Origin of the sequence: Sphingobium sp. LMA1-1-1.1 (assembly GCF_040676365.1) — a bacterium.
Classification (GTDB): domain Bacteria; phylum Pseudomonadota; class Alphaproteobacteria; order Sphingomonadales; family Sphingomonadaceae; genus Sphingobium.
The window spans coordinates 209,123-234,999 of the sequence record NZ_JBEGHS010000045.1 but is presented as its reverse complement, the minus strand read 5'-3'; the positions used below and the strand labels follow the sequence as shown (position 1 = coordinate 234,999).

24 protein-coding genes and 1 tRNA gene are annotated in these 25,877 nt (G+C 66.8%); 14 read left to right on the top strand and 11 right to left on the bottom strand.

The window, feature by feature from the left end:
• Positions 1 to 84: 84 nt before the first annotated feature.
• The gene (locus MRBLMA1_RS17860) at positions 85 to 1,131 is read right to left on the bottom strand and encodes a COX15/CtaA family protein (protein WP_363738597.1); all 1,047 of its coding nucleotides are present in this window, start codon (positions 1,129 to 1,131) and stop codon (positions 85 to 87) included.
• A gap of 146 nt (positions 1,132 to 1,277) precedes the next feature.
• On the opposite strand from MRBLMA1_RS17860, the gene MRBLMA1_RS17855 reads away from it, so the two are divergent.
• Entirely contained in the window at positions 1,278 to 3,314 is a 2,037-nt protein-coding gene (locus MRBLMA1_RS17855; protein ID WP_363738595.1) for a hybrid sensor histidine kinase/response regulator, read from the top strand.
• 13 nt (positions 3,315 to 3,327) lie between these two features.
• Here the strand turns inward: MRBLMA1_RS17855 and MRBLMA1_RS17850 are convergent, their stop codons facing one another.
• Both MRBLMA1_RS17850 and MRBLMA1_RS17845 read right to left on the bottom strand, forming a co-directional pair.
• The gene (locus tag MRBLMA1_RS17850; protein ID WP_363738593.1) at positions 3,328 to 3,957 is read right to left on the bottom strand and encodes a 2-dehydro-3-deoxy-6-phosphogalactonate aldolase; all 630 of its coding nucleotides are present in this window, start codon (positions 3,955 to 3,957) and stop codon (positions 3,328 to 3,330) included.
• Positions 3,958 to 4,050: 93 nt separating this feature from the next.
• Positions 4,051 to 4,950 (bottom strand): 2-dehydro-3-deoxygalactonokinase, encoded by a 900-nt coding sequence (locus MRBLMA1_RS17845; RefSeq protein WP_363738953.1) that lies wholly within the window; start codon positions 4,948 to 4,950, stop codon positions 4,051 to 4,053.
• Positions 4,951 to 5,061: 111 nt separating this feature from the next.
• On the opposite strand from MRBLMA1_RS17845, the gene MRBLMA1_RS17840 reads away from it, so the two are divergent.
• From MRBLMA1_RS17840 to MRBLMA1_RS17820, 5 genes are read left to right on the top strand one after another with little or no spacing between them, the layout of a single operon-like run.
• Positions 5,062 to 6,864 (top strand): IlvD/Edd family dehydratase, encoded by a 1,803-nt coding sequence (locus tag MRBLMA1_RS17840; protein ID WP_363738591.1) that lies wholly within the window; start codon positions 5,062 to 5,064, stop codon positions 6,862 to 6,864.
• A gap of 57 nt (positions 6,865 to 6,921) precedes the next feature.
• The gene (locus MRBLMA1_RS17835; protein ID WP_363738589.1) at positions 6,922 to 8,499 is read left to right on the top strand and encodes an aldehyde dehydrogenase (NADP(+)); all 1,578 of its coding nucleotides are present in this window, start codon (positions 6,922 to 6,924) and stop codon (positions 8,497 to 8,499) included.
• Positions 8,496 to 9,509, top strand: coding sequence for an AraD1 family protein (araD1, locus tag MRBLMA1_RS17830; protein ID WP_363738587.1), 1,014 nt, complete (start codon positions 8,496 to 8,498; stop codon positions 9,507 to 9,509). Before MRBLMA1_RS17835 ends, araD1 begins: the two co-directional genes overlap by 4 nt.
• Positions 9,506 to 10,429, top strand: a complete 924-nt coding sequence (locus MRBLMA1_RS17825; protein ID WP_363738585.1) for a Gfo/Idh/MocA family protein — start codon at positions 9,506 to 9,508, stop codon at positions 10,427 to 10,429. The genes araD1 and MRBLMA1_RS17825 overlap by 4 nt, the downstream gene beginning before the upstream one ends.
• 17 nt (positions 10,430 to 10,446) lie before the next feature.
• On the top strand, positions 10,447 to 11,202 hold the full coding sequence (locus MRBLMA1_RS17820; protein WP_133652647.1) for a FadR/GntR family transcriptional regulator: 756 nt from the start codon (positions 10,447 to 10,449) through the stop codon (positions 11,200 to 11,202).
• 42 nt (positions 11,203 to 11,244) lie between these two features.
• Here MRBLMA1_RS17820 and MRBLMA1_RS17815 read toward each other — a convergent pair whose 3' ends face one another.
• The 7 genes from MRBLMA1_RS17815 to yajC all read right to left on the bottom strand — a co-directional run bounded on the left by MRBLMA1_RS17815 (position 11,245) and on the right by yajC (position 18,069).
• Entirely contained in the window at positions 11,245 to 12,753 is a 1,509-nt protein-coding gene (locus MRBLMA1_RS17815; protein ID WP_363738583.1) for a YifB family Mg chelatase-like AAA ATPase, read from the bottom strand.
• An 81-nt stretch (positions 12,754 to 12,834) separates the two neighbouring features.
• Complete coding sequence (locus MRBLMA1_RS17810) at positions 12,835 to 13,506, bottom strand: RlmE family RNA methyltransferase (RefSeq protein WP_363738581.1); 672 nt, start codon at positions 13,504 to 13,506, stop codon at positions 12,835 to 12,837.
• Entirely contained in the window at positions 13,503 to 14,621 is a 1,119-nt protein-coding gene (locus MRBLMA1_RS17805) for a Ppx/GppA phosphatase family protein (protein WP_363738579.1), read from the bottom strand. The genes MRBLMA1_RS17810 and MRBLMA1_RS17805 overlap by 4 nt, the downstream gene beginning before the upstream one ends.
• Before the next feature lie 103 nt (positions 14,622 to 14,724).
• Entirely contained in the window at positions 14,725 to 15,009 is a 285-nt protein-coding gene (locus MRBLMA1_RS17800; protein WP_414714660.1) for an MTH938/NDUFAF3 family protein, read from the bottom strand.
• A 113-nt stretch (positions 15,010 to 15,122) separates the two neighbouring features.
• Positions 15,123 to 16,109: a protein translocase subunit SecF gene (gene secF, locus MRBLMA1_RS17795; RefSeq protein ID WP_363738577.1), complete on the bottom strand. Its 987-nt coding sequence runs from the start codon at positions 16,107 to 16,109 to the stop codon at positions 15,123 to 15,125.
• Between the two features lie 15 nt (positions 16,110 to 16,124).
• Positions 16,125 to 17,726, bottom strand: a complete 1,602-nt coding sequence (gene secD, locus MRBLMA1_RS17790) for a protein translocase subunit SecD (protein WP_363738576.1) — start codon at positions 17,724 to 17,726, stop codon at positions 16,125 to 16,127.
• Positions 17,727 to 17,733: 7 nt separating this feature from the next.
• Entirely contained in the window at positions 17,734 to 18,069 is a 336-nt protein-coding gene (gene yajC / locus MRBLMA1_RS17785) for a preprotein translocase subunit YajC (protein WP_363738575.1), read from the bottom strand.
• 189 nt (positions 18,070 to 18,258) lie between these two features.
• Here yajC and MRBLMA1_RS17780 point away from each other — a divergent pair.
• From MRBLMA1_RS17780 to MRBLMA1_RS17770, 3 genes are all read left to right on the top strand, one after another.
• A tRNA-Pro gene (locus MRBLMA1_RS17780) sits at positions 18,259 to 18,335 on the top strand.
• 137 nt (positions 18,336 to 18,472) lie between these two features.
• A complete protein-coding gene (locus MRBLMA1_RS17775) occupies positions 18,473 to 19,012 on the top strand; it encodes a glycoside hydrolase family 108 protein (protein WP_363738574.1) in 540 nt (179 codons plus the stop codon).
• Between the two features lie 10 nt (positions 19,013 to 19,022).
• Positions 19,023 to 19,292 carry a 3TM-type holin gene (locus MRBLMA1_RS17770; protein WP_363738572.1) on the top strand — a complete coding sequence of 90 codons (270 nt, stop codon included), beginning with the start codon at positions 19,023 to 19,025 and terminating at the stop codon, positions 19,290 to 19,292.
• 510 nt (positions 19,293 to 19,802) lie between these two features.
• Here the strand turns inward: MRBLMA1_RS17770 and MRBLMA1_RS17765 are convergent.
• Positions 19,803 to 20,342, bottom strand: coding sequence for a hypothetical protein (locus tag MRBLMA1_RS17765; protein ID WP_363738570.1), 540 nt, complete (start codon positions 20,340 to 20,342; stop codon positions 19,803 to 19,805).
• A gap of 318 nt (positions 20,343 to 20,660) precedes the next feature.
• Here MRBLMA1_RS17765 and rpsM point away from each other — a divergent pair, with 318 nt between their 5' ends.
• From rpsM to MRBLMA1_RS17740, 5 genes are all read left to right on the top strand, one after another.
• Positions 20,661 to 21,029 carry a 30S ribosomal protein S13 gene (gene rpsM / locus MRBLMA1_RS17760; protein WP_097090689.1) on the top strand — a complete coding sequence of 123 codons (369 nt, stop codon included), beginning with the start codon at positions 20,661 to 20,663 and terminating at the stop codon, positions 21,027 to 21,029.
• A gap of 76 nt (positions 21,030 to 21,105) precedes the next feature.
• Positions 21,106 to 21,495, top strand: a complete 390-nt coding sequence (gene rpsK, locus MRBLMA1_RS17755; protein ID WP_004208752.1) for a 30S ribosomal protein S11 — start codon at positions 21,106 to 21,108, stop codon at positions 21,493 to 21,495.
• Between the two features lie 121 nt (positions 21,496 to 21,616).
• Entirely contained in the window at positions 21,617 to 22,681 is a 1,065-nt protein-coding gene (locus tag MRBLMA1_RS17750; RefSeq protein WP_363738566.1) for a DNA-directed RNA polymerase subunit alpha, read from the top strand.
• Positions 22,682 to 22,926: 245 nt separating this feature from the next.
• The gene (rplQ, locus tag MRBLMA1_RS17745) at positions 22,927 to 23,352 is read left to right on the top strand and encodes a 50S ribosomal protein L17 (protein WP_133652635.1); all 426 of its coding nucleotides are present in this window, start codon (positions 22,927 to 22,929) and stop codon (positions 23,350 to 23,352) included.
• 111 nt (positions 23,353 to 23,463) lie between these two features.
• Entirely contained in the window at positions 23,464 to 25,737 is a 2,274-nt protein-coding gene (locus MRBLMA1_RS17740) for a prolyl oligopeptidase family serine peptidase (protein ID WP_363738564.1), read from the top strand.
• Positions 25,738 to 25,877 lie beyond the last annotated feature (140 nt).

The window sequence follows — 25,877 nt, the reverse complement described above, 5'->3', positions numbered from 1 at the left end:
GGTAGGGCCGCGCAAGTCAAGCGATTCGGCGGCTTTGCTGACGGGTAAAATAATACCCGTCAAGCCGACACGGCGCGGCGGCGCCTATCCCCGGCGTTCCCCCAGGGCATGGGCGCCCCAGGTGGCCGATGCGACCACCAGCGCGCCGACCGCCTGGTGCAGCACCGCCAGCGGCAGCGCGATGCCGCTGACGACCGTCGCGATGCCCAGCGCGATCTGCGTGCCGACGGCGGCATTGATCGCGATCGATGGGCCGCGCTGTCCCGCCTGCTTCGCCATCCTGGCGAGCATGATCAGCATGAACGCCGCCACCCAGGCCCACCAGCGGTGGATGAAATGCACCAGATAGGGGTCGCTGGAGACGGTCGCCCAGAACGAGCCGAGCCATTCGATTCCCTGCGGCACGAGATGGTCGTTCATCAGCGGCCAGGTGTTGGAGACATAGCCTGCGTCCAGCCCGGCCGTGAACGCGCCGAACAGCAATTGCACCATGAGCGCCAGCAGCGCGGCCACGGCGAAGGGGTGCAGCATGGCCGGCTTCGCGAAGGGCGTCCTGGCACGTGTCAGCAGGTCGAGGGCGGTCCAGATCAGGCCGCCCATGATGAACAGCGCCGTCAGCAGGTGCACCGCCAGCCGGTAATGGCTGACATCGGTACGGACCGACAGGCCCGATTCCACCATCCACCAGCCGATCGCGCCCTGAAGCCCGCCAAGCGCGAGCAACGCGACGAGGCGCGGGCCGTAGCCCTGGGGGATCGTCCGTTTCCACGCGAACCAGAGCAGCGGCAGCGCGAAGGCGACGCCGATCAGCCGCCCCAGCAGCCGATGCACCCATTCCCAGAAGAAGATGAACTGGAAATCGCCCAGCGTCATGTCCTGCCGCAATTGCCGATATTCGGGGATCTTCTGATAATCGCGGAAGGCGTCCATCCACTGGTCGTGGGTCAGCGGCGGAATGGCGCCGCTGATCGGTTTCCACTGGGTGATCGACAGGCCGGATTCGGTCAGGCGGGTGATCCCGCCGACCACGACCATGCAGAAGACGAGGGCGGCGACCATCAGCAGCCAGCGCGCGATCGGCGCGGGGCGTGGGACGGCGTTGGCGGGTCGGCTCAAGGTCATCGCAGTCATGGACCCGATCCATGCGCGCTTGTCCCGCGGGTTGCAAGGATAACCCTGAACCATGAACAAAAGGTCATAACGCCTTGTGCATGAAGGGATACAAAGCGCGGGAGGGGCGTATCTCGTCCCATGAGCATATTGATCGAGGATAATCAATGAGCGGCGCGCGGGGCATAGGGGAGATGATCGCCGCCCAGGGCGCGCTGGGCGCGCTGACCGCGCGCATCGACGCCGGGTCGCCGCTGGGACCGGTTGACGGCTGGTCCCCGGCGCTGGTGTCGGCGGTCCGGCTGATGCTGTCGTCGCAGGCGGAGATCGTGCTGTTCTGGGGTCCGGAGCTCTGCGCGCTCTATAATGAAGCCTATGCGCCCACGATCGGGGACAAGCATCCCCGCGTGCTCGGCCGCCCGGCGCGGGAGGGGTGGACGGAGCTTTGGGACGATCTGGAGCCGCTGCTGCGCTCCGTCGTCGAACAGGGGCAGCCGGTGCATGCCAAGGACCGGCCCTTCTATATCGAGCGGGCCGGCGGGCTGGGCGAACAGGTGTTCTTCGACATCAACTATTCGCCGGTCTACGAGGCGGACGGCTCCATCGGCGGCGCGCTCTGCATCGTCAGCGAGACCACCAAGAGGGTGATAGCGGAAAAGGAGATGCGCGCCGATCGCGCCCGTCTCTGGGCATTGGCGCGCGACCCCTTCCTGGTCGCTGACCGGGACGGCACGTGGCTGGCCGCCAGCCCGGCCTGGACCGACATATTGGGTTGGAGCGAGGCCGAGCTGATCGGCCGCACGTCCGAATGGATGGAGCATCCCGACGATCTGGCGAAGACCAGGGGCGAAATCGCCGCCCTGGCGCAAGGCATGCCGACGGCGCGGTTCGAGAACCGTTTCCGGGCAAAGGACGGCAGCTACCGCAATTTCAGCTGGACGGCGGTGCCCGAAAACAACCTCGTCTATTGCGTCGCCCGCGACGTGACCGAGCAGCGCGCCCGTGCGCGGGCCCTCGCGGACGCCGAGGATGCGCTGCGACAGGCGCAGAAGATGGAGACGCTGGGCCAGTTGACCGGCGGCGTGGCGCATGATTTCAACAATCTGCTGCAGATCGTCACCGGCAATCTGGAACTGCTGCAACGCGACCTTCCCGAGGATCAGGCGCGGCTGCGGCGCGCGGCGGACAATGCGATGGCGGGCGCGGAGCGCGCGGCGCTGCTGACGCAAAGGCTGCTCGCCTTCTCTCGCCGCCAGCCTCTGGCGCCCGAACGAATCGATCCCAACCGGCTGGTGAGCGGCATGTCCGACCTGCTCAACCGCACATTGGGCGAGACGATCGAGGTGGAGACGATCCAGAGCGCGCGGATCTGGCCGGTCGAGATCGACGTCAACCAGATGGAGAATGCGTTGCTGAGCCTGGCGGTGAACGCGCGCGACGCCATGCCGGACGGCGGCAAGCTGACCATAGAGGTCGCCAACACCCATATCGACGAGGCTTACGCCGCGCAGGAGGCGGAAGTGTCGCCCGGCCAATATGTGCTGATCAGCGTATCCGACACGGGCCAGGGCATGGACGAGGACGTGCTGAGCCACGCGATCGAACCCTTCTTCACCACCAAGGAGGTCGGGCGCGGCACCGGGCTGGGCCTGTCGATGGTCTATGGTTTCATCAAGCAGTCGGGCGGCCATATCCGCGTCTATTCCGAACGCGGCCATGGCACGACGGTCAAGATATACCTGCCGCGCTTCTACGGCCCTCTGCCCGACAATGACACGGGCACGGTCAGCCGGGCCACGCCGGTATGCGGCGGCGACGAGACGGTGCTGGTCTGCGAGGATGACGACAAGGTGCGCGCCTATACCGTCGATGTGCTGAAGGAACTGGGCTATCGGGTGATGGAGGCGGACAACGGCGCGGCGGCGCTGAAGGCGCTGGAAATGGCGTCGGAGCCCATCGACCTGCTGTTCACCGACGTCATCCTGCCCGGCGGCATGACCGGCGCCGACATCGCGCAGCAGGCGCGGGCGCAGCAGCCGGGGCTGAGGATATTGTTCGCCACCGGCTATGCGCGCAACGCCATCATTCATCACGGCCGGCTCGATCCGGGCGTAGAACTGCTGACCAAGCCTTTCACCTATGCCGAACTGGCCGCCAAGGTTCGCGACATGCTGGACCGCGACGACGCGCGGCAGGCGGGATGAAGCCTCCCGGCGGTCAGAGCGACCGCCGCCAGGCGGCGACCAGTTCGACCGCCCGGTCCCGCACCGAGGCGCCGCCGTCGCCCGGCCGGTAGAGCGCACCGCCGACGCCGATGCCTTCGCAGCCGGCGGCCAGCCATTCCCCGATCGAATCCGCGCCGGTGCCGCCGACCGCCCAGATGCCGACATGGCCGGGCAGCACGTCCTTCAGCGCCCTTACATAAGCGGGGCCGAGACGGGCGGCGGGAAACAGCTTGATCCGGCGCGCGCCGGCCTGCACCGCGGCGAAGGCCTCGCTGGGCGTCATGAAGCCGGGGAGAAGCTCCAGTCCCAGTTCCGCCCCGCGCGCGATCACCTGCATGTCGCTATTGGGCGTCACCATGATCCGTCCGCCAGCGCCATGCAGTTCCTCCACCGCCGTCACGGACAGTACCGTGCCGCCGCCGATCAGCGCGCGGTCGCCATATTCGGCCTGCATTGCAGCGATGCTGCGAAGCGGATCGGGGGAGTTGAAGGGCACTTCGAGAATGCGGATGCCGGATTCGATCAGGACGGCGCCGATCTCCAGCGCTTCTTCCGGCCGGAGACCGCGCAGGATCGCGCAAATAGGCGGCGCGCCGTCGGCCAGCAGATCATCGAGGGTCATGGTGGGACTCCGTTGGAATAGGGCAGATGCGCCGGGGACGCCGAATGCTCCCGCCAGCAGGAGGTGGGGGAATGAAATGGTCCCCATCCCTCATCAGGAAAGGCCGAGGCCGGCGAGCGCGCAGGCATCGCCCTCCAGCACCTGCGTCGCCAGCCCCCGCCTGCCCAGCGCCTGGGCATAGAGCATCGAGAGGCGGCCGTCGCCGATCAGCAGGATATCGTCATCCTGTTCCAGCATGTCCGCGACTTCCGCGATCTCCGCCCCGATCAGCAGGCCGGACAGATAGCCCGCCGCCCACTGGGCCGATCGCCCCGCCCGCAGCCGCATGCTCCGCGCGGCGAACAGGGAGGAGAGCAGCCGCCCTCCCTCCGCACGCGCCAGGCCTTCGGCAAAGCCCTGCGCCTCCTGCGCGGGATCGGGCTGGTCGGTCTGGGCGCCGAGGGTGGAATGGTCCCGCAGCAGCGCGAAAAGCTCTCCCGTCGGCATGGTGCGGAAGGTGGTGACATGGCCATCCTCCACCACCGCCCATTTATTGTGCGTGCCGGGCAGGACGACCAGCCGGCGGCCCTGGCCCAGCGCGGGATCGCGCGCGATGGCGCCGAAGATCTGCGTCTCCTCCCCGCGCATCACGTCGGGCGCGCCGTTCGGGTTCGTGCAGGCAAGGCCGGCCATGATCGCGACGGGCACGCCACGCCATTCGAACCGGGCCGACGCCATGCGCCAGGCGACGGCGTCGGCCGGGCAGTCCGCATAGGGTGCCTCCACCCAGCCGTCGCGGGCGCCGGCCATGCCGCACAGGCGGATCTGCGCGGGTGCGGCCTGGTCCAGCCAGGGGCCGATGGTGGCAGTGAAGACCGCCTCCGACTGTCCCCGCGCCGCGGCGATGCCGGGGCCGTCATGACGCGCCGTCACGCGGCCCTGCTCCACCCGGAACAGCCTCAGGCGGCTGGTGCCCCAGTCCCCGACAACCTCATAGCGGCCCATCAAATCCATCACTTTGTCCGAAGCATCCTTGATATTCTATTTGTATGAGTATATCGGAGAGGCAAGCGGGTCAACTTGCCCGGAATAAAATGGTCATTTTCTTCGACAGGTGCCTTTTCCATGAATGATTCGTCCAAGCCCGTTAACAAGCTTCGCAGCCGCGCCTGGTTCGACAATCCAGACAATATCGACATGACCGCGCTCTATCTGGAGCGTTACCTGAATTTCGGCCTCAGCCTGGAAGAACTGCGCAGCGGCAAGCCGATCATCGGCATCGCCCAGACCGGCAGCGACCTCAGCCCGTGCAATCGCCATCATATGGTGCTGGCCGAGCGCGTGCGCGAGGGCATTCGCGAAATGGGCGGCATTGCGCTGGAATTTCCCGTCCACCCGATCCAGGAAACCGGCAAGCGGCCGACGGCGGGGCTGGACCGCAACCTGGCCTATCTGGGACTGGTCGAGGCGATGTACGGCTATCCGCTGGACGGGGTGGTGCTCACCACGGGCTGCGACAAGACGACGCCCGCGCTGCTGATGGCGGCGGCGACGGTCAACATCCCCGCCATCGCGCTGTCGGTCGGGCCGATGCTGAACGGTTGGTTCAAGGGCGAGCGGACGGGTTCGGGCACGATCGTGTGGCATGCGCGGCAATTGCTGGCGGCGGGCAAGATCGACGATGAGGGCTTCATCAAGCTGGTGGCGTCGTCGGCACCCTCCACCGGCTATTGCAACACCATGGGCACGGCGACGACAATGAACTCGCTGGCCGAGGCGCTGGGCATGATGCTGCCGGGTTCGGCGGCGATCCCCGCGCCCTATCGCGACCGGCAGGAGGTCGCCTATCGGACCGGCAAGCGGATCGTCGAGATGGTGGCGGAGGACCTGAAGCCCTCCGACATCCTGACGCTGGACGCCTTCCACAACGCCATAGTGGTGAACTCGGCCATTGGCGGGTCGACCAATGCGCCGATCCACCTGACCGCGATCGCGCGCCATGTCGGCGTCGACCTGCCGCTCAAGGATTGGGAGACGGTGGGGCACAGGGTGCCGTTGCTGGTGAACCTCCAGCCCGCGGGCGAATATCTGGGCGAGGATTATTATCGCGCCGGCGGCGTTCCGGCCGTGGTCGGCCAGTTGATCGGGCAGGGACTGATCCGCGAGGGCGCCATGACCGTCAACGGCAAGACGATGGGCGAGAATTGCAGGGGCGCGGAGATCGAGGATGAAAAGGTCATCCGTCCCTTCGCCCAGCCATTGAAGGAAGAAGCCGGCTTCCTCGTCCTGTCGGGCAATCTGTTCGACGCGGCGGTGATGAAGACCAGCGTGATTTCGGACGAGTTCCGCCAGCGCTATCTGTCCAATCCCGAAGATCCCAATGCCTTTGAAGGACCGGCGGTCGTGTTCGACGGACCGGAGGACTATCATGCGCGGATCGACGATCCCGCCGTCGGCCTCACGCCCGACACGCTGCTGTTCATGCGCGGCGCGGGTCCGGTCGGCTATCCGGGCGCGGCGGAGGTGGTGAACATGCGGCCGCCCGCCTATCTCATCACCGAGGGCGTGTCCGCCCTGCCCTGCATCGGGGACGGGCGCCAGTCGGGCACGAGCGGGAGTCCCTCCATCCTCAACGCCTCGCCCGAAGCGGCGGCGATGGGCGGCCTTGCGCTGCTCCAGACCGGCGACCGGGTGCGGATGGACCTGAACAAGGGTGTGGTGAACGTCCTCATTTCCGACGAGGAACTCGCGAGCCGCCGGGCGAAGCTGGTGGCCGAGGGCGGCTATCCCTATCCCGCCTCGCAGACGCCCTGGCAGGAAATCCAGCGCTCCGTGGTCGGCCAGCTCAATACCGGCGCGATCCTGGAGGGCGCGGAAAAATATCAGCGCATCGCCCAGACCATGGGTCTGCCGCGCGATAATCATTGATCCCCTTTTCGGCATTGATCCCCTTTCGGCACTGATCCCCTTTTCGGAGTTTTCCCCATGTTCAACGGAGCCATCCTTGTCGGCGCGAGCGAGCGCCAGGGCGGCGCACCCTTCTTCGCCATCGACCCGTCGACCGGCGCGAAGGGCGAGGTCGCCTTCCACAACGCCTCGGCCGCCGATGTCGCGGACGCCTGCGCGCTGGCCGATGCCGCGTTCGAGAGCTTCTCGACCCTGACGCCGGACGCCCGCGCCGCCTTTCTGGAGGCGGTGGCGGACGGCATCATGGCGATTGGCGACCTGCTGATCACCACGGCCATGAGCGAAACCGGCCTGCCGCGCGGCCGGCTGGAGGGCGAACGGGGCCGCACCGTCGGCCAGCTTCGCCTGTTCGCCGGCTATGTGCGCCAGGGCGACTGGCTGGACGCGACCATCGACAAGGCCCTGCCGGAGCGCCAGCCGCTGCCGCGCAGCGACCTGCGTCGCGTCAATCAGTCGGTCGGCCCCGTCGCCGTGTTCGGCGCGTCCAACTTCCCGCTCGCCTTCTCCGTTGCGGGCGGCGACACGGCGTCGGCGTTCGCGGCGGGTTGCCCAGTCGTGGTGAAGGGCCACCCGGCCCATCCCGGCACCGGCGAACTGGTCGCCCGCGCCATCGCGACGGCGGTCAGGGAAAGCGGCCTGCATGAGGGCGTATTTTCCTACCTGCCCGGCACGACCAACGACCTTGGCGGCGCGCTGGTGGCCGATCCGCGCATCAAGGCGGTGGGCTTTACCGGGTCGCGCGGCGGCGGCCTGGCCCTCATGAAGATCGCCGCCGAGCGCGCCGAACCGATCCCGGTCTATGCCGAAATGTCGAGCATCAACCCGGTCGTGCTGCTGCCCGGCGCGCTGGCCGCCCGCGCCGAGGCGCTGGGCACTGCCTTCGTCGGATCGCTGACCCTGTTTTCGGGCCAGTTCTGCACCAATCCGGGCCTGGTGATCGCGCTCGACAGCCCCGACCTCGACCGCTTCGTCGCTTCGGCCGCAGAAGCGCTGTCGGGCAATGCGGCGCAGGTCATGCTGACGCCCGGCATCCATGCCGCCTATGAAAAGGGCGTCGCCGCCCTGTCCGGCGCGGAGGGCGTCACCACGGTCGCGCGCGGCGTCGCGGGAGACGGCGTCAATCGCGGGCAGCATGCGCTGTTCGCCACCAGCGGCGATCGCTTCCGCGCCAATCCCGCGCTGGCGCATGAGGTGTTCGGTTCCTCTTCCATCCTCGTCAAATGCGCGACCGTCGAGGAGATGATCGCCACCATCGCCGATCTGGAGGGCCAGTTGACCGCGACGCTGCAGATGGAGGAGAGCGATCAGGCCGATGCCGCCCGGCTGCTGCCCACGCTGTCGCGCAAGGTCGGCCGCGTGCTCGCCAATGGCTGGCCGACCGGCGTCGAGGTGACCCATGCCATGGTCCATGGCGGTCCCTTCCCGTCGACCTCCGACGGGCGCTCCACATCCGTGGGCACGCTCGCCATGATGCGCTTCCTGCGCCCGGTCTGCTATCAGGATGTGGCCGACGCCGTGCTGCCGCCCGCCCTGCAGGCCGCCAATCCCTGGCAGCTCAACCGCCGTGTCGAGGGCAGGCTGGAGATCGCCCGGTGACCCTGTCCCCTGATCAGTCCCCCGATCAGTCCGCCATCCGTTCGCTGGTGCAGTTCGAGGAAGGCGGCCGTCGCGGCGTCGCCGCCCTCGACGCCAGCGGCGCGGCCCGGCGCGTGGAGGGCGCAAGCTCCACCCGAGCGCTGGCGCTGGAGGCGATTGCGGCCGGAACGGCCCTCGCCGCCATGGCGCAAGCGCGCCTGGGCGGAGCGGTGGACCTTTCCACCGTCCGGCTGCTCTGCCCCATCGATCATGAGGATGCCGCGCATCTGCTGGTCGCGGGCACCGGCCTTACCCATCTTGGCTCGGCCGAAGGGCGCGACAAGATGCACAAGGCGGCCGCGGCGGGTGAACTGACCGACAGCATGCGCATGTTCCTGATGGGCGTGGAGGGCGGCAAGCCCGCCGACGGTGGCATCGGCGCGCAGCCCGAATGGTTCTACAAGGGCGACGGCCAGAGCCTGATCCATCCCGGCGAGGATTTCGCCATGCCCGCCTTCGCGGAGGATGGCGGGGAGGAGCCGGAGGTCGCCGGCATCTACCTGATCGACGCGGACGGCACGCCGGTCCGGCTGGGCTTTGCCCTGGGCAATGAATTTTCCGATCACGTCACCGAACGGGGCAATTATCTGTGGCTGGCGCACAGCAAGCTGCGTCAGGCGTCCCTGGGGCCGGAACTGCTGCTGGGCGACCTGCCCGACGATCTGCGCGGCACCAGCCGCATCGTCCGCAACGGCGAGACAGTCTGGGAAAGGCCGTTCCTGTCGGGCGAAACCAACATGTCCCACCGCATCGACAATCTGGAACATCATCATTTCAAATATGGTCTGTTCCGTCGTCCGGGCGACATCCACGTCCACTTCTTCGGCACGGCCACTCTCTCCTTTTCGGACGGCTTCGCGACGCAGGAAGGCGACGTGTTCGAGGTGGAGGCCGCGCCCTTCATCCTGCCCGTGCGCAACGGCCTGCGCCGGGCGGCCGATGAAGGCCAGACAAGGGTGAAAGTGCTATGACCATCCGGGCAGGCCTTGTCGGCCTGGGCAAGATCGCCCGCGACCAGCATCTTCCCGCCATCGCGATGACCGAGGGCATAGAGCTGGTCGCGGTCGCCAGCCGCAATGCGCAGGCGGAGGGCGTGAACAACTATCCCGATCTGGACGCGATGCTGGCCGGGGAGCGGGACATGGACGCCGTCATCCTCTGCCAGCCGCCGCAGGTCCGATACCAGGCGGCGCGGCAGGCGCTGCTGGCGGGCAAGCATGTCTTCCTGGAAAAGCCGCCCGGCGCCACGGTGTCGGAAGTGGAGGCGCTGACCGCCCTTGCCCGCGCGCAGGGCGTCACCCTCTATGCAAGCTGGCACAGCCGCTATGCCGCGGCGGTCGCCCAGGCGAAGGCGTGGATGGCGTCGCGCACTGTCAGGCGCATCGACATCCAATGGCGCGAGGATGTCCGCCATTGGCATCCGGGCCAGCCCTGGATCTGGGAAGCGGGCGGCTTTGGCGTGTTCGATCCGGGCATCAACGCCCTGTCGATCCTGACGGAAATCGTGCCGGAGCCGGTGACGATGCTGTCCGCCAGCCTGGAGGTGCCGGAAAACAAGGACGCGCCGATCGGCGCCGCGCTGCGCATGGCGACGGCTTCCGGTGCGGCGGTGGAGGCGGTGTTCGACTGGCGCCAGACGGGGCCGCAGACATGGGACATCGCGGTCGAGACCGCGAACGGCAGCCTGCTGCTGTCGGAAGGCGGCAACATGCTGCGCCTGGACGGGGAAATCCAGCTCAAGGCGCCGGACCAGGAATATCCCGCCATGTATCGCCGTTTCGTCGATCTGGTGGCACAGCGGGCGATCGACGCCGACATCGCGCCGCTGCGGTTGGTGGCGGACGCCTTTCTTTGTGGCCGGCATTGTCCTACGACGGCATTTGAGGACTGAACAGGGGGAACAGGGCAGTGGGAAGCGAGCGCAAGGACGGACCGGAACGCAAATTTCCGACGGACGAGGGCTCGCTGCGCATCCACCAGGCGATCGCCCGGCAATTGGGCACTGCGATCCTGACGGGCGTCCACAAGCCCGGCGACCTGTTCGAGGGCGAGATCGAGGCGTCGGTGCGGCTGCACGTATCCCGCACCGCCTATCGCGAGGCGGTGCGCATCCTGATCGCCAAGGGCATGCTGGAAAGCCGGCCCAAGGCGGGCACCCGCGTGCTGCCGCGCAGCCGCTGGAACGTGCTGGACCCGGAAATGCTGGCGTGGATGTTCGCCGGCGAGCCGGACCGCGATTTCGTGCGCGACCTGTTCGAACTGCGTGGCGTGATCGAGCCGGCGGCGGCCGAATTCGCGGCGCGGCGACGGACCGATGAGCAACTGGCCGTGATGGCGGCCGCGCTCGACGAGATGGAGAAGCATGGACTTTCCACGCCGGAGGGCCGGTCGGCGGACCAGCGTTTCCACCATGCGGTGCTGGCCGCGACGCATAATGACGCGCTGGCCGCGCTGGCAAGTTCGGTGGGGGCGGCGGTAAGCTGGACCACCACGTTCAAGCATCGCAAGAAGCTGCTGCCGCGCGACCCCCTGCCCGATCACAAGGCGGTCCACCAGGCGATCGCCGCCCGCGACACCGCCGCCGCGCGCAACAGCATGGTGGAACTGCTGCGACTGGCCATGGCCGACATGGACGTGGTGATGGCGGAACCTCGCAGGCCCTGAGCCTGGCGCGGCGACGGGAAAGCCCCCGTCAGTTCAACGTCCTCAGTTTACGGGGGCGCGCCGCCGGTAGCTCAGCGCTTCGGCCACATGGACGCGCCCGACGCGCTCCGCGCCTGCCAGGTCGGCGATGGTCCGCGCCACGCGCAGCACGCGGGTATAGCCGCGGGCGGACAGCTTCATCGCCGCGGCCGCCTGCGCCAGCAATTCGCGCCCGGCCTGATCCGGCCCGGCAACCTCCTCCAGCCTTTCTCCATCCACCTCGGCATTGGTGCGCAGCCGCGTGCCGTCATAGCGCCGCGTCTGCACCGCCCGCGCCGCCGCGACCCGTGCGGCGACCTCCGCCGATCCCTCGGCGGGAGGCGGCAGGACCAGGTCGGCCGCCGTCACCGCCTGCACCTCCACATGCAGGTCGATGCGGTCGAGCAGCGGTCCCGACACCTTGGCCTGATAGTCCGCCGCGCAGCGCGGGGCACGGGAACAGGCCAAGGCGGGATCGCCCAGATGGCCGCAGCGGCAGGGATTCATCGCCGCCACCAGTTGCACCCGCGCCGGAAAGGTCACATGCGCATTGGCCCGCGCGACGGTGACTTCCCCCGTCTCCAGCGGCTGCCGCAGCGAGTCGAGGACGGTCCGCTGGAATTCGGGCAGTTCGTCGAGGAACAGCACGCCAAGATGCGCCATGCTGACCTCGCCGGGCCGCGCCTTGTGCCCGCCGCCGACCAGCGCCGCCATGGAGGCGCTGTGATGCGGATTGCGGAAGGGACGGGCGCGGCTGATCCGGCCGCCCTCCAGCGTGCCGGCGACGCTCGCCACCATGGATGTTTCCAGCGCCTCGCCCGGCGTCAGTTCGGGCAGGATGCCGGGCAGGCAGCTCGCCATCAGCGACTTGCCCGCGCCGGGCGGGCCGACCATCAGCAGATTATGGCCGCCCGCCGCCGCGATCTCCAGCGCGCGCTTGGCGCTTTCCTGGCCCTTGACCTGGCGCAGGTCGGCGGTTCGCTCCGGCGGCTGCACCTCGCCGGGCTGCGGGGGCGACAGGGCGGCGGCGCCCTTGAAATGGTTGAGGATCGCCAACAGGTCCGGCGCGGCGATTACCTCCACCTGGCCGGCCCAGGCGGCTTCGGCGCCCTGCGCCACCGGGCAGACGAGGCCCAGTTCCCTCTCCCCGGCATGAAGCGCAGCGAGCAGCACGCCAGGCGTCGGGGCGATGCGGCCGTCCAGGCCCAGTTCGCCCACCACGACATAGCCCGCAAGCGTTTCGGCATCGATCACGCCCATGGCGCCCAGCAGCGCCAGCGCGATCGGCAGGTCGAAATGCGATCCCTCCTTGGGCAGGTCGGCGGGGGAAAGGTTCACGGTGATGCGCTTGGGCGGCAGCGACAGGCCGATGGCTGCGATGGCGTTGCGCACACGCTCCCGGCTTTCTGCGACCGCCTTGTCAGGCAGGCCGACGACGATGAAATTGGGGAGGCCGGGCACGAGCTGGCACTGAACCTCCACGCCGCGCGCTTCCAGCCCCAGATAGGCGACCGTCGATACCGTCGAAACCAATGATGTTCCCCCAACGCCCCAAACGGCCTGCCTTCGCAGGAACAGGCAGGCATTTCAATCTCTTGGTAGAGATGAGCGGGATCAGCCTTCTTCGGCGCGCCCCTTGAAGCCCTGGGCCACGACATACCATTCGACGCTGCCCTTGCGGCTGGCCGGCGGCTTGGCGTGCTTGATCGTGGTGAAATGCCTTTTGAGGATGGCGAGCAGGTCGGCGTCCGTGCCGCCCGCGAACACCTTCGCCACGAAGGTGCCGCCCTTGCGCAGATTTTCGACGGCGAACATGGCTGCCGCCTCGACCAGTCCCATGGTGCGCAGATGGTCGGTCGCCGCATGCCCGACGGTGTTGGCCGCCATGTCGGAAATGACCAGGTCGGGCGCGTCGCCCAGCGCCTCGGCCAGAAGAACGGGCGCCTTGTCGTCCATGAAGTCCATCTGGAACAGCGTGACGCCCGGAATGGGATCGGTCGGCAGCAGGTCGATGCCCACCACCTTCGCCTTGGGGCAGAGTTTCCGCACCACCTGCGCCCAGCCGCCCGGCGCCACGCCCAGGTCGACCACGGCGCGGGAACCCTTCACGAAATGGAATTTCTCATCCAGTTCGATCAGCTTGAAGGCGGCGCGACTGCGCCACCCTTCCGCCTTGGCGCGGCGGACATAGGGGTCGTTCAACTGTCGTTCGAGCCAGCGGGTGGACTGTGCCGTCCGCCCCTTCGCCGTCTTGACCCGCACCTTGCCGGCACCAGTGCCTCTCACATCTTCACTCCGTCGCGGTCCATCAGGCCGCGCAATATGCCCTCGCGAATGCCGCGATCGGCCACGCCCAGTCGCAGGGCGGGCCAGATGTCGAGGATGGATTCCAATATGGCGCAGCCGGCCACGACCAGGTCGGCCCGCTCCGTCCCGATGCAGGGCAGCTTCTGCCGTTCCGCCAGCGGCATGGAGGACAGCCGCGCCGAAATCGCCCGCATCGACGTGGAAGGGACGATCAGCCCGTCAATCGCCTGCCGGTCGTAGCGCGGCAGGTCGAGATGCAGGCTGGCGAGCGTCGTCACCGTGCCCGATGTGCCCAGCAGGCGAATATCGGCCTGCGGCGAGGGCAGCCGGCGCGCCAGCGGCGCAAAGGCGTCCGCTACACGCGCGCGCATCCGGGCATAGGCCGACAGCCGGTCCATGGGATCGGCATGGTCGAACGCCTCGCTCTCCGTCAGGGAGACGACGCCCCAGGGCGCGCTCACCCAGTCGACGATATGCGGCGCGCCCGCGCGATTGGCGTCCACCAGCACCAGTTCGGTCGACCCGCCGCCAATGTCGAAGATCAGCGCTGGCCCATCGCCCGGCTCCAGCAGCGCGTGGCAGCCCAGCACCGCCAGCCGTGCTTCCTCCTGCGCGCTGATGATGTCGAGGGCGATGCCGGTTTCCCGATAGACCCGCTGGATGAATTCAGCCCCGTTGGAGGCGCGGCGGCAGGCCTCCGTCGCGACCGAACGGGCCAGCGTGACATGCCGGCGGCGCAGCTTGTCGGCGCAGACCGAGAGGGCCGAAATCGCCCGCTCGATGGCTTCGTCGCTGATCCGGCCGGAAGCGGCAAGCCCCTCCCCCAATCGCACGATACGCGAAAAGGCGTCGATGACGATGAAGCCGTCCGCCGAGGGTTTGGCGATCAGCAGGCGGCAGTTGTTCGTGCCGAGGTCAATCGCCGCATAGGACCCCCGGCCCCGCAGCGCGTGAGGCAAGAGGCCCCGTGATTTCGACGGGGGAGTGAGGGCCGCAGCCTTGCTCCCATTGCCCGGACCGGAACGGACCCCCTTGCCCGAAATTCCGCCGGCCGGGCCGGAACTCTGCGGCGATGGGCGGCTGTGCTGCACCATGGCCGTATCTCTTTTCTTCTTCGCCAGCGCCGAGAGGCGCCGGAACTTGCCCCAAGAGTAGGCAAAGGAAGAGGAAAGCGCAAGGCGGGGCGGACAGCCCCCCTCAGACAAGCGGCATGAGGGCCGCGACGATCCACCGTTCCTCCGCGCGCAGCACGCCCCAGGCGCGGGCGGCGGCGCGGCTGTCCATCACCTCCACGCCGATCCCGCGGCCTTCCAGTTCGCGCACGAAGGCGCGCGGCGGCTGGCGCAGGGCCGCGCCGGTGCCGACCAGCAGGAATTCCGGCGGGACATCCAGATCGAGCAGGTCGCCCAGATCCGCGACGGTCAGCGCATCGACGGCGGGGGCATGACGCCAGGCGAGCGCCCGCACGGGAGAGAGCAGCAGGCCGTCGGGAAAGACATCGTCCCTGACGCGAAAGCCGCGACCCTGAAAGCCGGTGACGATCGGCCCCTGCCCCGCATCATCGCGGCGCAGCTCTATCCCGGACCTGTTCCCGTTCAGGGCCGCGCCCCGTCGTCGCGCGGGCCCATGCGCTCCGCCTGGGCGGCGGGATTGGCCTTGCTCGCCTTCTTCTCCGCCGCGGCGGGGGACAGGCCAAGGCTGATCAGCAGTGAGGAGGAGACATAGACCGAGGAATAGGTGCCAACGATGATGCCCAGCATCATGGCCGCAGTGAAGCCGCGCAGCACATGGCCGCCCAGCAGCAGCAGCGCGCCCAGCGCCAGCAGCACGGTGAGGGAGGTCATGACGGTACGCGGCAGCGTCTCGTTGACCGACAGGTCGATCAGCGACTTCATGTCCATCTTGCGATATTTGCGCATGTTTTCGCGGATGCGGTCGTCGATCACCATCTTGTCGTTGATCGAATAGCCCACGATCGTCAGCACGGCGGCGACGATGTTGAGGTCGAATTCCAACTGGGTGATGGCGAAGAAGCCCAGCGTCATCAGCACGTCGTGCATGATCGCGACGAAGGTGGAGACGCCGAACTGCCATTCGTAACGGAACCAGGAGAAGATCGCGATGCCGATCACCGCCAGCATCACCGCCAGCACGCCGTTCTGGATCAGCTCGCCCGAAACCTTGCCCGACACCGTGTCGTAGCGGGAGAAGGTGACGCCGGGGAATTCCGCCGTCATCGCCTTGCGCGCCTTTTCGACGATGGCGTTGGCCGCGCCCGCGCCGCCCTGTTCCGGCAGCGGCAGGCGGATCTGCACTGTCCTGGGATCGCCGAACTGCTGGAGCGAACCGTCGCCCACGCCCAGCCGGTCGATCACGCCGCGCACCTTGTCGGTTTGCGGCGGCGTTTCGAACTTCGCCTCGATCATCAGTCCGCCGACGAAATCGACGCCGAGATTGAGGCCCTTGTAGAAGGTCGCACCGACCGCCACCACGGTCAGCAGCGCCGTCAGGGCAAAGGCCCAGTGGCGCAGCTTCACAAAGCCGATATTGGTGTTGTCCGGGACGAGCTTAAGCAGTTTCATGTTTCTCTCCGCCCGTCAGATGTGGATTTCGGTCGGGCGCTTGGCGCGAACCCAACGCGACACCAGCAGGCGCGTGAAGGTGACGGCGGTGAACACGCTGGTCGCGATGCCGATCAGCAGCACGATCGCGAAGCCCTTGACCGGACCCGACCCCAGAGCGAGCATGATGCCGCCGGCGATGGCGTGGGTCACGTTCGCTTCGAAAATGGTGCGGCTGGCTTCCTTATAGCCATGTTCGATCGACTGGACCACATTGCGGCCCCGACGGCGTTCCTCGCGGATGCGTTCGTAGATCAGCACGTTGGCGTCGACCGCCGTACCGATGGTCAGCACGAAGCCGGCGATGCCCGGCAGGGTCAGCGTCGCCCCCAATATGCCCATCACGCCCAGGATCACCAGCACGTTGATGGCGACGGCCAGATTGGCGTACATGCCGAAGCGGCCGTAGCTCAGGAACATGAAGGCCGCGACGGCGACGACCGCGATGATCGAGGCGGTAAGGCCGGCCTTGATCGAGTCGGCACCCAATTGCGGACCGACCGTGCGCTCCTCCACCACGGTCAGCGCGACGGGCAGCTTGCCCGACCGCAGCGCGATCGCGAGCTGGTTCGCGCTCTCCACCGTGAAATTGCCGTTGATAACGGCGGAACCGCCCAGGATCGGCTCATTGATGTTCGGCGCCGACAGCACCTTGCCGTCCAGGATGATGGCGAAGGGACGGTTGACGTTCTGCGACGTCACCTGGCCGAATTTGCGCCCGCCCGCGCCATTGAAGCGGATGTTGACGTTCGGCTCGTTGCCCTGCTGGTTATAGCCCTGCTGCGCGTCGGTCAGGTCTTCGCCCGACACCATGACCTGCCGGTAGACGGCGATCATCGGCGGCCCGGCCGGATTGGTCGGATAGGGCAGCACTTCGCTGCCCACCGGGGCGCGGCCCTGCGCGACTTCGGCCGGGTTGGCGTTGACGTCGACCAGCTTGAATTCCAGCTTCGCGGTCTGGCCGAGCAGATCCTTCAGCGCCTTGGGATTCTGGAGGCCCGGCACCTGCACGACGATGCGGTTGTCACCCTGCTGCTGGATGGTCGGTTCGCGCGTGCCCATCTCGTCGATGCGTTTGCGGATGACTTCGGTCGCAACTTCCATCGCGCCCTTGACCGCATTGTCGATGCCCGCCTGGGTCGGCGTGATGACGATGGTGGAGCTGTTCACCACCTCGACATTGAAATCGCGCTGGCCGGTGAGGCCCGCACCCTGCGTCAGCGGCCGGATACGCTCCACGGCGGCGTCCACCTCCGACGGGTTGCGGACCATGAAGCTGAGCTTCCCGTCGCGGCTGGAAATGTCGCCGATCGCGATCTTCGTGTCGCCCCGACGCAGTTCCGTGCGGACCTGCTCCTCCATATTGGCGAGCCGCTGCTTGGCCACATCCTGCGTCGATGCTTCGAGCAGCAAATGGCTGCCGCCCGACAGGTCGAGGCCCAGATTGACGCGGGTCTGCATGAATTTGGGCAACTGCTCGACCACCCGGTCAGGCAGGAAGCTCGGCACGGCGCAGGCTATGCCGATCAGCAGCGGCGCCAGAATCGCAAAGACCGCCCAGCGGGGAAAGTTCAGCATGGACGTCTCAGTCGTTCGCGGGCTTGGCGGTGGCGGGATCGATCACGTCGGTCAGGGTGGACTTCACCGCCTTCACCTTCATGCCCGGCGCCAGTTCGACCTCGGCATAGAAATCGTCGACGCGGACCACCTTGCCGACCAGGCCGCCGCCGGTCACGACCTGATCGCCCTTCTTCACGGCATCGATCTTGGCCTTGTGGTCCTTCATCTTCTTCTGCTGCGGACGGATCAGCAGGAAGTAGAAGACGACGAAGATCAGGACCAGCGGGGCCATCTGAACCAGCATGGAGGCGCCGGACGATTCCCCGCCCGCGGTTTGGGCAAAGGCTGGAGATATGAACATGCTTGGGACTTTCGCCTTCTTCTCTTGTCCTGTCGCGGGCGCAGACAAACGCCCACAGATCAAGGGCGCGCGGCTAACACAGATCGCACGGCTGAGGCAACATGATTAGGGTTTCCGACGAATGCGCAAAAAGCCTGCATCGAATGGCTTGCATATTCGCCAAACTGCTTCTAATTGCGCCGCTCCGGTCGGGACGTAGCGCAGCCTGGTAGCGCATCACACTGGGGGTGTGGGGGTCGGAGGTTCGAATCCTCTCGTCCCGACCAAATTTCCGGCAGGGCTTTTTTCAGCCTGCCTGGTCTCCTTCCCTCGCCGGATGGCCTGCCTCAGCGCTTTTCCGCTGTCCTACAGCTAACCAAATGGGATAAATGATCCGCCTTTCGGAAACAGGAGGGCGGTTTTCATGGATATTGCGGCTATGATCGACGAGGTCATCGCGCGGGAGGGCGGCTACAGCAACCATCCGGCGGATCGCGGCGGTCCGACGAATTTCGGCATCACCCAAGGCGTGGCGCGGGAAAACGGCTATGGCGGCGACATGCGGGCGCTGCCCAGGTCGGTGGCCGAGATGATCTATCGCCGGCTTTATTGGGAGAAGCCGGGTTTCGCCTTTGTCGCCGAACTGGCTCCGGCGGTGGCGGAGGAACTGTTCGACACGGCCGTGAACATGGGGGCCACGGTCGCGGGCGGCTTCCTTCAGCGGGCATTGAATGCCCTCAACCGCAACGGGCGGGATTATGCCGATGTGAAGGTGGATCGGGCCGTGGGCGCGAGGACGCTCGCCGCGCTGGGCGCATTCCTGGCCGTGCGCGGGCGCGCGGGCGAGAAGGTGTTGCTCAAGGCGCTGGAGGCGCTTCAGGGCGAGCGCTATCTGGCGCTGGCCGAGAGCAGGCCCGCCAACGAGGCCTTTCTCTACGGCTGGCTTGCCAATCGGATCGGTTAGGAGGGTCGGCATGACCTCTACGCGCAGGCGCATCGCGCGCGACCGGTGGACGCTGTCGGCGCGTCCCGCCTTTCTTTATGTGATGTACGGACTGTTGCTGTGGTCGGTGCCGCTGGGGCTGATCGGCGGGGTGCGCCCCGACGTGGCGGCGGGGATCATCCGGGCGATGCAGGCCTATTTCAGTGCCTTGCCCGAACCGCTCTATGCGCTCTTCGGCACCGGTTATCTCGGATATACGGCAGCGCGGACCTGGGGGAAGGCAAAGGGGGTGGAGCGCTAGCACCATAGGGCGGATCGATCGCGGGGCGATGCAGGAGCGATCTTCGCGCGCCTATATCAGGCAAGACCGCGCCACATATGAGAGGGGCCGCTGGAGGGATAAGTCTCCAGCGGCCCATCATTGACATGGTCAGCGGCCGGAAGTGCCGCCCAAGGGAAACGTTGGTTCGCGCTATTCTGCGGATAGGGCGCTTCGCCTGCGGAACCGCAGTCGACAGTCACCGGATGTCTGCAAAACCGACGCTATGGCGTCGCTCAGCGGCGCGTTCCCCGAATGGACTTGACCGACCCCATTGCTGAACCATGAGACATCGGATCACCTCCTTTCGCTAGTTGAAGCCCCTATAGCCGTTCCCGGATACTGGTCCTTCGCCGTCTATGAAATGATATGTGAATCAGACGGGCCGCCAGTTCAAGGCTTGTAAAATTCTTTTTTCGAATCATACTTCTGCGTCCGCCGATCGCAGGTGATTTACCGTCACGTCGACGCAGTTCACCGGAAATCAGGGACTTAGGCGCGGCAGTCCTCAACGACGCGGCTCACCTCCGCCCAGCTTGGCAGCACCAGCATCTCCATGCCCTGCACCTCGACCGCGAAACGGCCCCGGCTATAGGCGATCTGGTCGAGCGTGGCGTCGCTCGCGGCGCGGATCGCCTGCGTCGCGGCGATGGTCCCGGCGGGGGCGCTTGCGGGCCAGTTGACCGCGCCATAGCTGGTCCGCACCGTCATTGCCGTCTGCGCCGGGCCGGGCCGCAAAAGCGCGATGCGGCGCGTCGCGCGGTCGCAGCGGATGATGAACAGGCTGCTTTGCGCGTCGGCGCCGAACAGGGCGACCGATCCGGCGCCGTCCACCTGATAGCGCCAGTCGCCCGCCGTGGTCGGCCGGTCCTGCCAGTCGGCCGGCGGGGGTGGAGGCGGCGCGGGCCTGGCGACGGGGGCCGGGCGCGGCGCGGGCACGGGCGCAGGTGCGCGCTGCGCAGGCGCGCCGACGCAGGAAGCCAGCACGGCCAGGGCGGCCACGGACAGGATGGAGGGCAGAGTGAAGCGCATCGCGCCTTCATGCCCCAGGGAACAGGATTGCATCAACCCGAAAAGGGCGCGACGATGCGTCGGACGGGTTGGAGATTCAGGGTCGCCGAAGCGCCGGATCTCACCGCTTTCGCGGCCACCCGTCATTGACAGCCAAGGGCCGAATCGCTAAGGGCACCCCTTCCCGACACGCTCACGAGCGGCAGTGCTGTGGCGCTGGCCGTCTTTTTTGCGTCTTGGGGCCTATCGAATCGGCTGTCGTCTGCCTAAGGACTGCAGCCCTGACGCTTTGAGATGGGGTGGCGCCAACCGCCCCGTGGAGCAGGAGTACAGATTACCATGGCACGTATTGCGGGTGTCAACATCCCGACCAACAAGCGCGTGATCATCGCGCTCACCTACATCCACGGCATCGGCCGTCACACCGCCGTCGCGATCGCCGACAAGCTGGGCATCGACCACAGCCGTCGCGTCCAGGACCTGTCCGACGCCGAAGTCCTGCAGATCCGCGAAGCCATCGACGCCGATCACACGGTGGAAGGCGACCTGCGCCGCGAAACCGCGATGAACATCAAGCGCCTTATGGACCTCGCCTGCTATCGCGGCCTGCGTCACCGCAAGGGCCTGCCGGTTCGCGGTCAGCGCACGCACACCAATGCGCGCACCCGCAAGGGCAAGGCGAAGCCGATCGCTGGCAAGAAGAAGTAATCGTTGAGGGTCAGCCCCTTCGGCTCGGCCCTCCGGTCACTTCCGCTTTTAACGATTTCAGTAGGATTAGAGCAAAATGGCACGCGAACCCCAGCGCATCAAGCGCCGCGAACGCAAGAACATCTCGGCCGGCGTCGCGCACGTCAACGCCAGCTTCAACAACACCATGGTGACGATCACCGACGCCCAGGGCAATGCGATCAGCTGGTCCTCGGCCGGCATGATGGGCTTCAAGGGCAGCCGCAAGTCGACCCCTTACGCCGCGCAGGTCTGCGCCGAAGACGCCGGTCGCAAGGCGGCCGAACATGGCGTGCGTACCCTGGAAGTCGAAGTGAAGGGTCCGGGATCGGGCCGTGAATCGGCCCTGCGCGCGCTGCAGGCCGTTGGCTTCCACATCACCTCGATCCGCGACGTGACGCCGATCCCGCACAACGGCGTGCGTCCTTCCAAGCGCCGCCGCGTCTGATAACGACGCGCGGCTTGTCGGCGGGCGGCGGACGCGTCGCCCGCTCACCCATCTGCATCGGTCGGAACGTCCTGTCGGGTCAGGATTTTGAACGTTTCGGCCACATCCCCAGGGGAAATACATGACTGTCAACATGAAGAACTGGCAGGAATTGAAGAAGCCCAACAGCCTTGAGATCAAGGTGGCGGGCGACGGCAGGCGCAAGGCGACCTTCGTCGCCGAACCGCTGGAGCGCGGCTTCGGCCTGACGCTCGGCAATGCGCTGCGCCGGGTTCTTCTCTCCTCGCTCCAGGGCGCGGCGGTCACCTCGATCAAGATCGAGAACGTCCTCCACGAATTCTCCTCGCTCGCGGGCGTGCGTGAGGACGTCACGGACATCGTCCTCAACATCAAGCAGGTCGCGCTCAAGATGGAAGGCGACGGTCCCCGCCGTCTCCAGCTGTCCGCCACCGGCCCTGCCGAAGTGCGCGCCGGCGACATCACCACCGTGGGCGACATCGAAGTGATGAACCCCGACCTGGTGATCTGCCATCTGGACCAGGGTGCGACCCTGAACATGGAACTGACCGCCGACGTCGGCAAGGGCTATGTCCCCGCCGTCGCCAATCGCCCGGCTGATGCCCCGATCGGCCTGATCCCGATCGACGCGCTCTATTCGCCGGTGCGCCAGGTCGCCTACAAGGTCGACAACACCCGCGTCGGCCAGGAACTGGACTATGACAAGCTGTCGCTGACCGTCGAGACCGACGGTACCGTGACGCCCGAGGACGCGGTGGCCTATGCCGCGCGCATCCTTCAGGACCAGCTCCAGCTGTTCGTCCATTTCGAGGACGCCCTGCCCGCTTCCGCTCCGGCTGCGGGCGCCGCCTCCGGCGCTTCGGCTGGCGAAGGCGAGAGCGACGCGAACCAGATCAACCGCTACCTGCTCAAGAAGGTGGACGAGCTGGAACTGTCGGTCCGCAGCGCCAACTGCCTCAAGAACGACAACATCATCTATATCGGCGATCTGGTCCAGAAGACCGAGGCAGAGATGCTGCGCACCCCGAATTTCGGTCGCAAGTCGCTGAACGAGATCAAGGAAGTGCTGTCGTCCATGGGCCTGCGCCTGGGGATGGACATCCCCGGCTGGCCGCCGGAAAATATCGAGGAAATGGCCAAGAAGCTCGAACAGGAGCTGCTGGGCTGAGACGAAGCGAGCCGCGCAGCGCAGCAGCGCGGCGGTTCGCAAAGCGAATGCGAACGACCGGCCAGCGACGCATGGCGTCGACTGACGTCACGGAATTTACTGCCGTGACGGTCCACCGGACGATCGAAAGGGCATAGGGCGGCGGCCCTTGAACGCCGCCTGGTCTGGGGTACCAGAGGGCGCCCATCGAAATAGCATTTCGATGGGACCCGCTAGACGGCCCCTTAACGAACGAAGGAAGAAAAATGCGTCACAAGGTTGGTCATCGCAAGCTGCAGCGCAGCGCCGGGCATCGCAACTCGCTGCTCCGCAACCTCGCCGCCTCGCTCATCAAGCATGAGCAGATCCTGACGACCACGCCCAAGGCGAAGGAACTGCGTCCTTACGTCGAGAAGCTGATCACCCTCGCCAAGAAGGGTGGCCTGTCGAACCGTCGTCTGGCCCATTCCCGCCTGCAGGACGACGCGCAGCTCACCAAGCTGTTCGAAGTCCTGGCCGAGCGCTACAAGGACCGCAACGGCGGTTACACCCGCGTGATCAAGGCCGGCATCCGCGCTTCGGACGCGGCGCCGATCGCGATCATCGAACTGGTCGACCGCGACGTCGATGCCAAGGGGCAGGATTCCGGTCCGGTCCAGGGCGCCGATGCCGATGAGCTGGAAGCGGCCTGATCGGCTGATACCACTGCTTCGAAAGTGGTAATTTGATTTCGGAACAGGCCGTGGCTTGATAAGAGCCACGGCCTGTTTCGTTTGTTTTCATGGGGATGGAAGTTGGAGAGGATGCGCGCCCTTGGCTGCCTGGCTCTGGCGTCGCTGCTGCTGCTTGCCCTCCCCGCCGGTGCAGAGCCGGGCGCAGGTCCGATTGCGCCCGGAGACGAAGCAAACGTAGCGCGCAACCTGGCCGCTGCGAGCGGTTCGGGAAGCACGCTTCCGGAGACAGCATATCGTCCGCGCGGCAATGACGGCGATCTGCACGGCCATGGCCTGCGCTACCCCGAGGCAAGGCGGATCGACCTGATCGAGGATCATTTCGGGGTCAAGGTGAGCGATCCCTATCGCTGGCTGGAAAAGGAGCCGCGCGACGATCCTGCCGTCCGCGACTGGGTGGGACAGGAAAACCGCCTCACCCGCCGCTACATTGACGGCTTGCCGGGGCGCGAGACCCTCAAGAAACGAATGCAGGCGCTGTTCGCCCATGGCCGCTACATGATCCCGCGCAAGGCGGGGGGGCGCTACTTCTACGGCTATAACAAGGGGCTCCAGAACCAGACGCCGCTCTATGTGCGCGACGGACTGAACGGCGCGCAGCGATTGCTGATCGATCCCAATGCCTGGGCGGAGGACGGGTCGGACGCGCTGGCGGAATGGGCGCCCTCGCCCGACGGCCGCTTCCTGCTCTATGCCGTGCAGGAGGCGGGCAGCGACTGGCGCACGCTGAAGGTTCTGGACGTCGCTTCGGCCCGGCCGCTCGACGATGTCGTGCAATGGGTGAAATTTTCCCAGCTTGCCTGGGACGGGCAAGGGCAGGGTTTTTTCTATTCGCGCTTCGACGCGCCGCGGGATGGCGCCGGGTCGCAATCCGCAACGGTGGGGCAACAGCTCTATTATCACCGGCTCGGCACGGCACAGGCGCAGGACCAGCTGATCTACGCCACGCCCGATCAACCGCGCCTCAGCCATACGGCGCAAGTGACGCAGGACGGGCGCTGGCTGGTCATCAGCAGCTTCCAGGGCACGGACCCGCGCCGGGAGCTGCATCTGGCCGAACTGACCGGCGGCAGGGTGAAGATACGCCCGCTGGTGAAGGGCATCACCAATGACTGGCGACTGATCGGCAGCAGGGGGTCGACGCTCTACTTCATCACCGACCAATATGCCCCGCATTTGCGCGTGGTTTCGATAGACGCCCGCTTCCCCCGGCGCAGCAGCACACAGGTGGTGGCCGAACGCATGGATACGCTGGCGGGCGGGTCGCTGGTGGGGGACCGGCTGATCCTCGCCTATCTGTCCGATGCGGAAAGCGTGGCGGAACTGGTCGACCTCAGCGGGCGGAAGGTCAGCGACGTGCCGCTGCCGGGCATGGGCACGGCGGCGGGCTTCGGCGGGCGCGACGGCGACCCGGAAACCTTCTTCAGCTTCTCGGGCTTTGCCACGCCATCGAGCATCTACCGCTTCGACACGGCGACGCTGCGCTACGAGCTGTTCGCCCGGCCGGAACTGCCCTTCAATCCCGACGACTACGGCATTGAACAGATCAGCTATCCCTCGAAGGACGGCACGATGATCCCGATGACGGTCATCCGCAAGAAGGCGCTGGCCCTTTCCAGAACGCCCGCGCCGACGATCCTGTACGGCTATGGCGGCTTCAACATCGCGCTGACGCCTGGTTATTCGGCGACGCGCATGGCGTGGCTGGAGCAGGGCGGCGTCTATGCCATCGCCAATCTGCGCGGCGGCGGCGAGTTCGGCAAGGCATGGCATGATGCGGGCCGGCTGGCCAACAAGCAGAATGTGTTCGACGACTTCATCGCGGCGGGCGAATATCTGAAGGCCAATGGTTATACCACGAAGGACGGCCTCGCCATCGAGGGGCGGTCCAATGGCGGGTTGCTGGTCGGCGCGGTGGTGAACCAGCGGCCCGACCTGTTCGCCGCGGCCCTGCCCGCGGTGGGCGTGATGGACATGCTGCGCTTCGACCGCTTCACCGCGGGCCGCTACTGGATCGACGATTATGGATCGCCGGACCGGGAAGAGGATTTCCACCTGCTTTACGCCTATTCGCCCTATCACAACATCATAAGCGGCAAGGACTATCCGGCGATCCTCGTCACCACGGGCGATACCGACGACCGGGTGGTGCCGGCGCACAGCTTCAAATATGCCGCGGCGCTGCAGGCGGCGGAGCTGGGGCCGAAGCCCCGCCTCATCCGGATCGACACCAGGGCGGGGCACGGCGCTGGCAAGCCTGTGGACAAGTTGATCGACGAATATGCCGACAGCTATGCCTTTGCCGCCTATTACACAGGGCTGAAACTGAGCGCACAGCCGCAATAGCCGCAACCGTCCGACGCGGCGCCTGGCGGTCCGATGGACCGGGCCGGCGCTTAGCCATGGCGACACACCCGGCGTTCAGGCCCCCGACAGCCACAACCGCCTAGAGCGATTTCCAAGCGATCGGAACCGATCGCTGATTA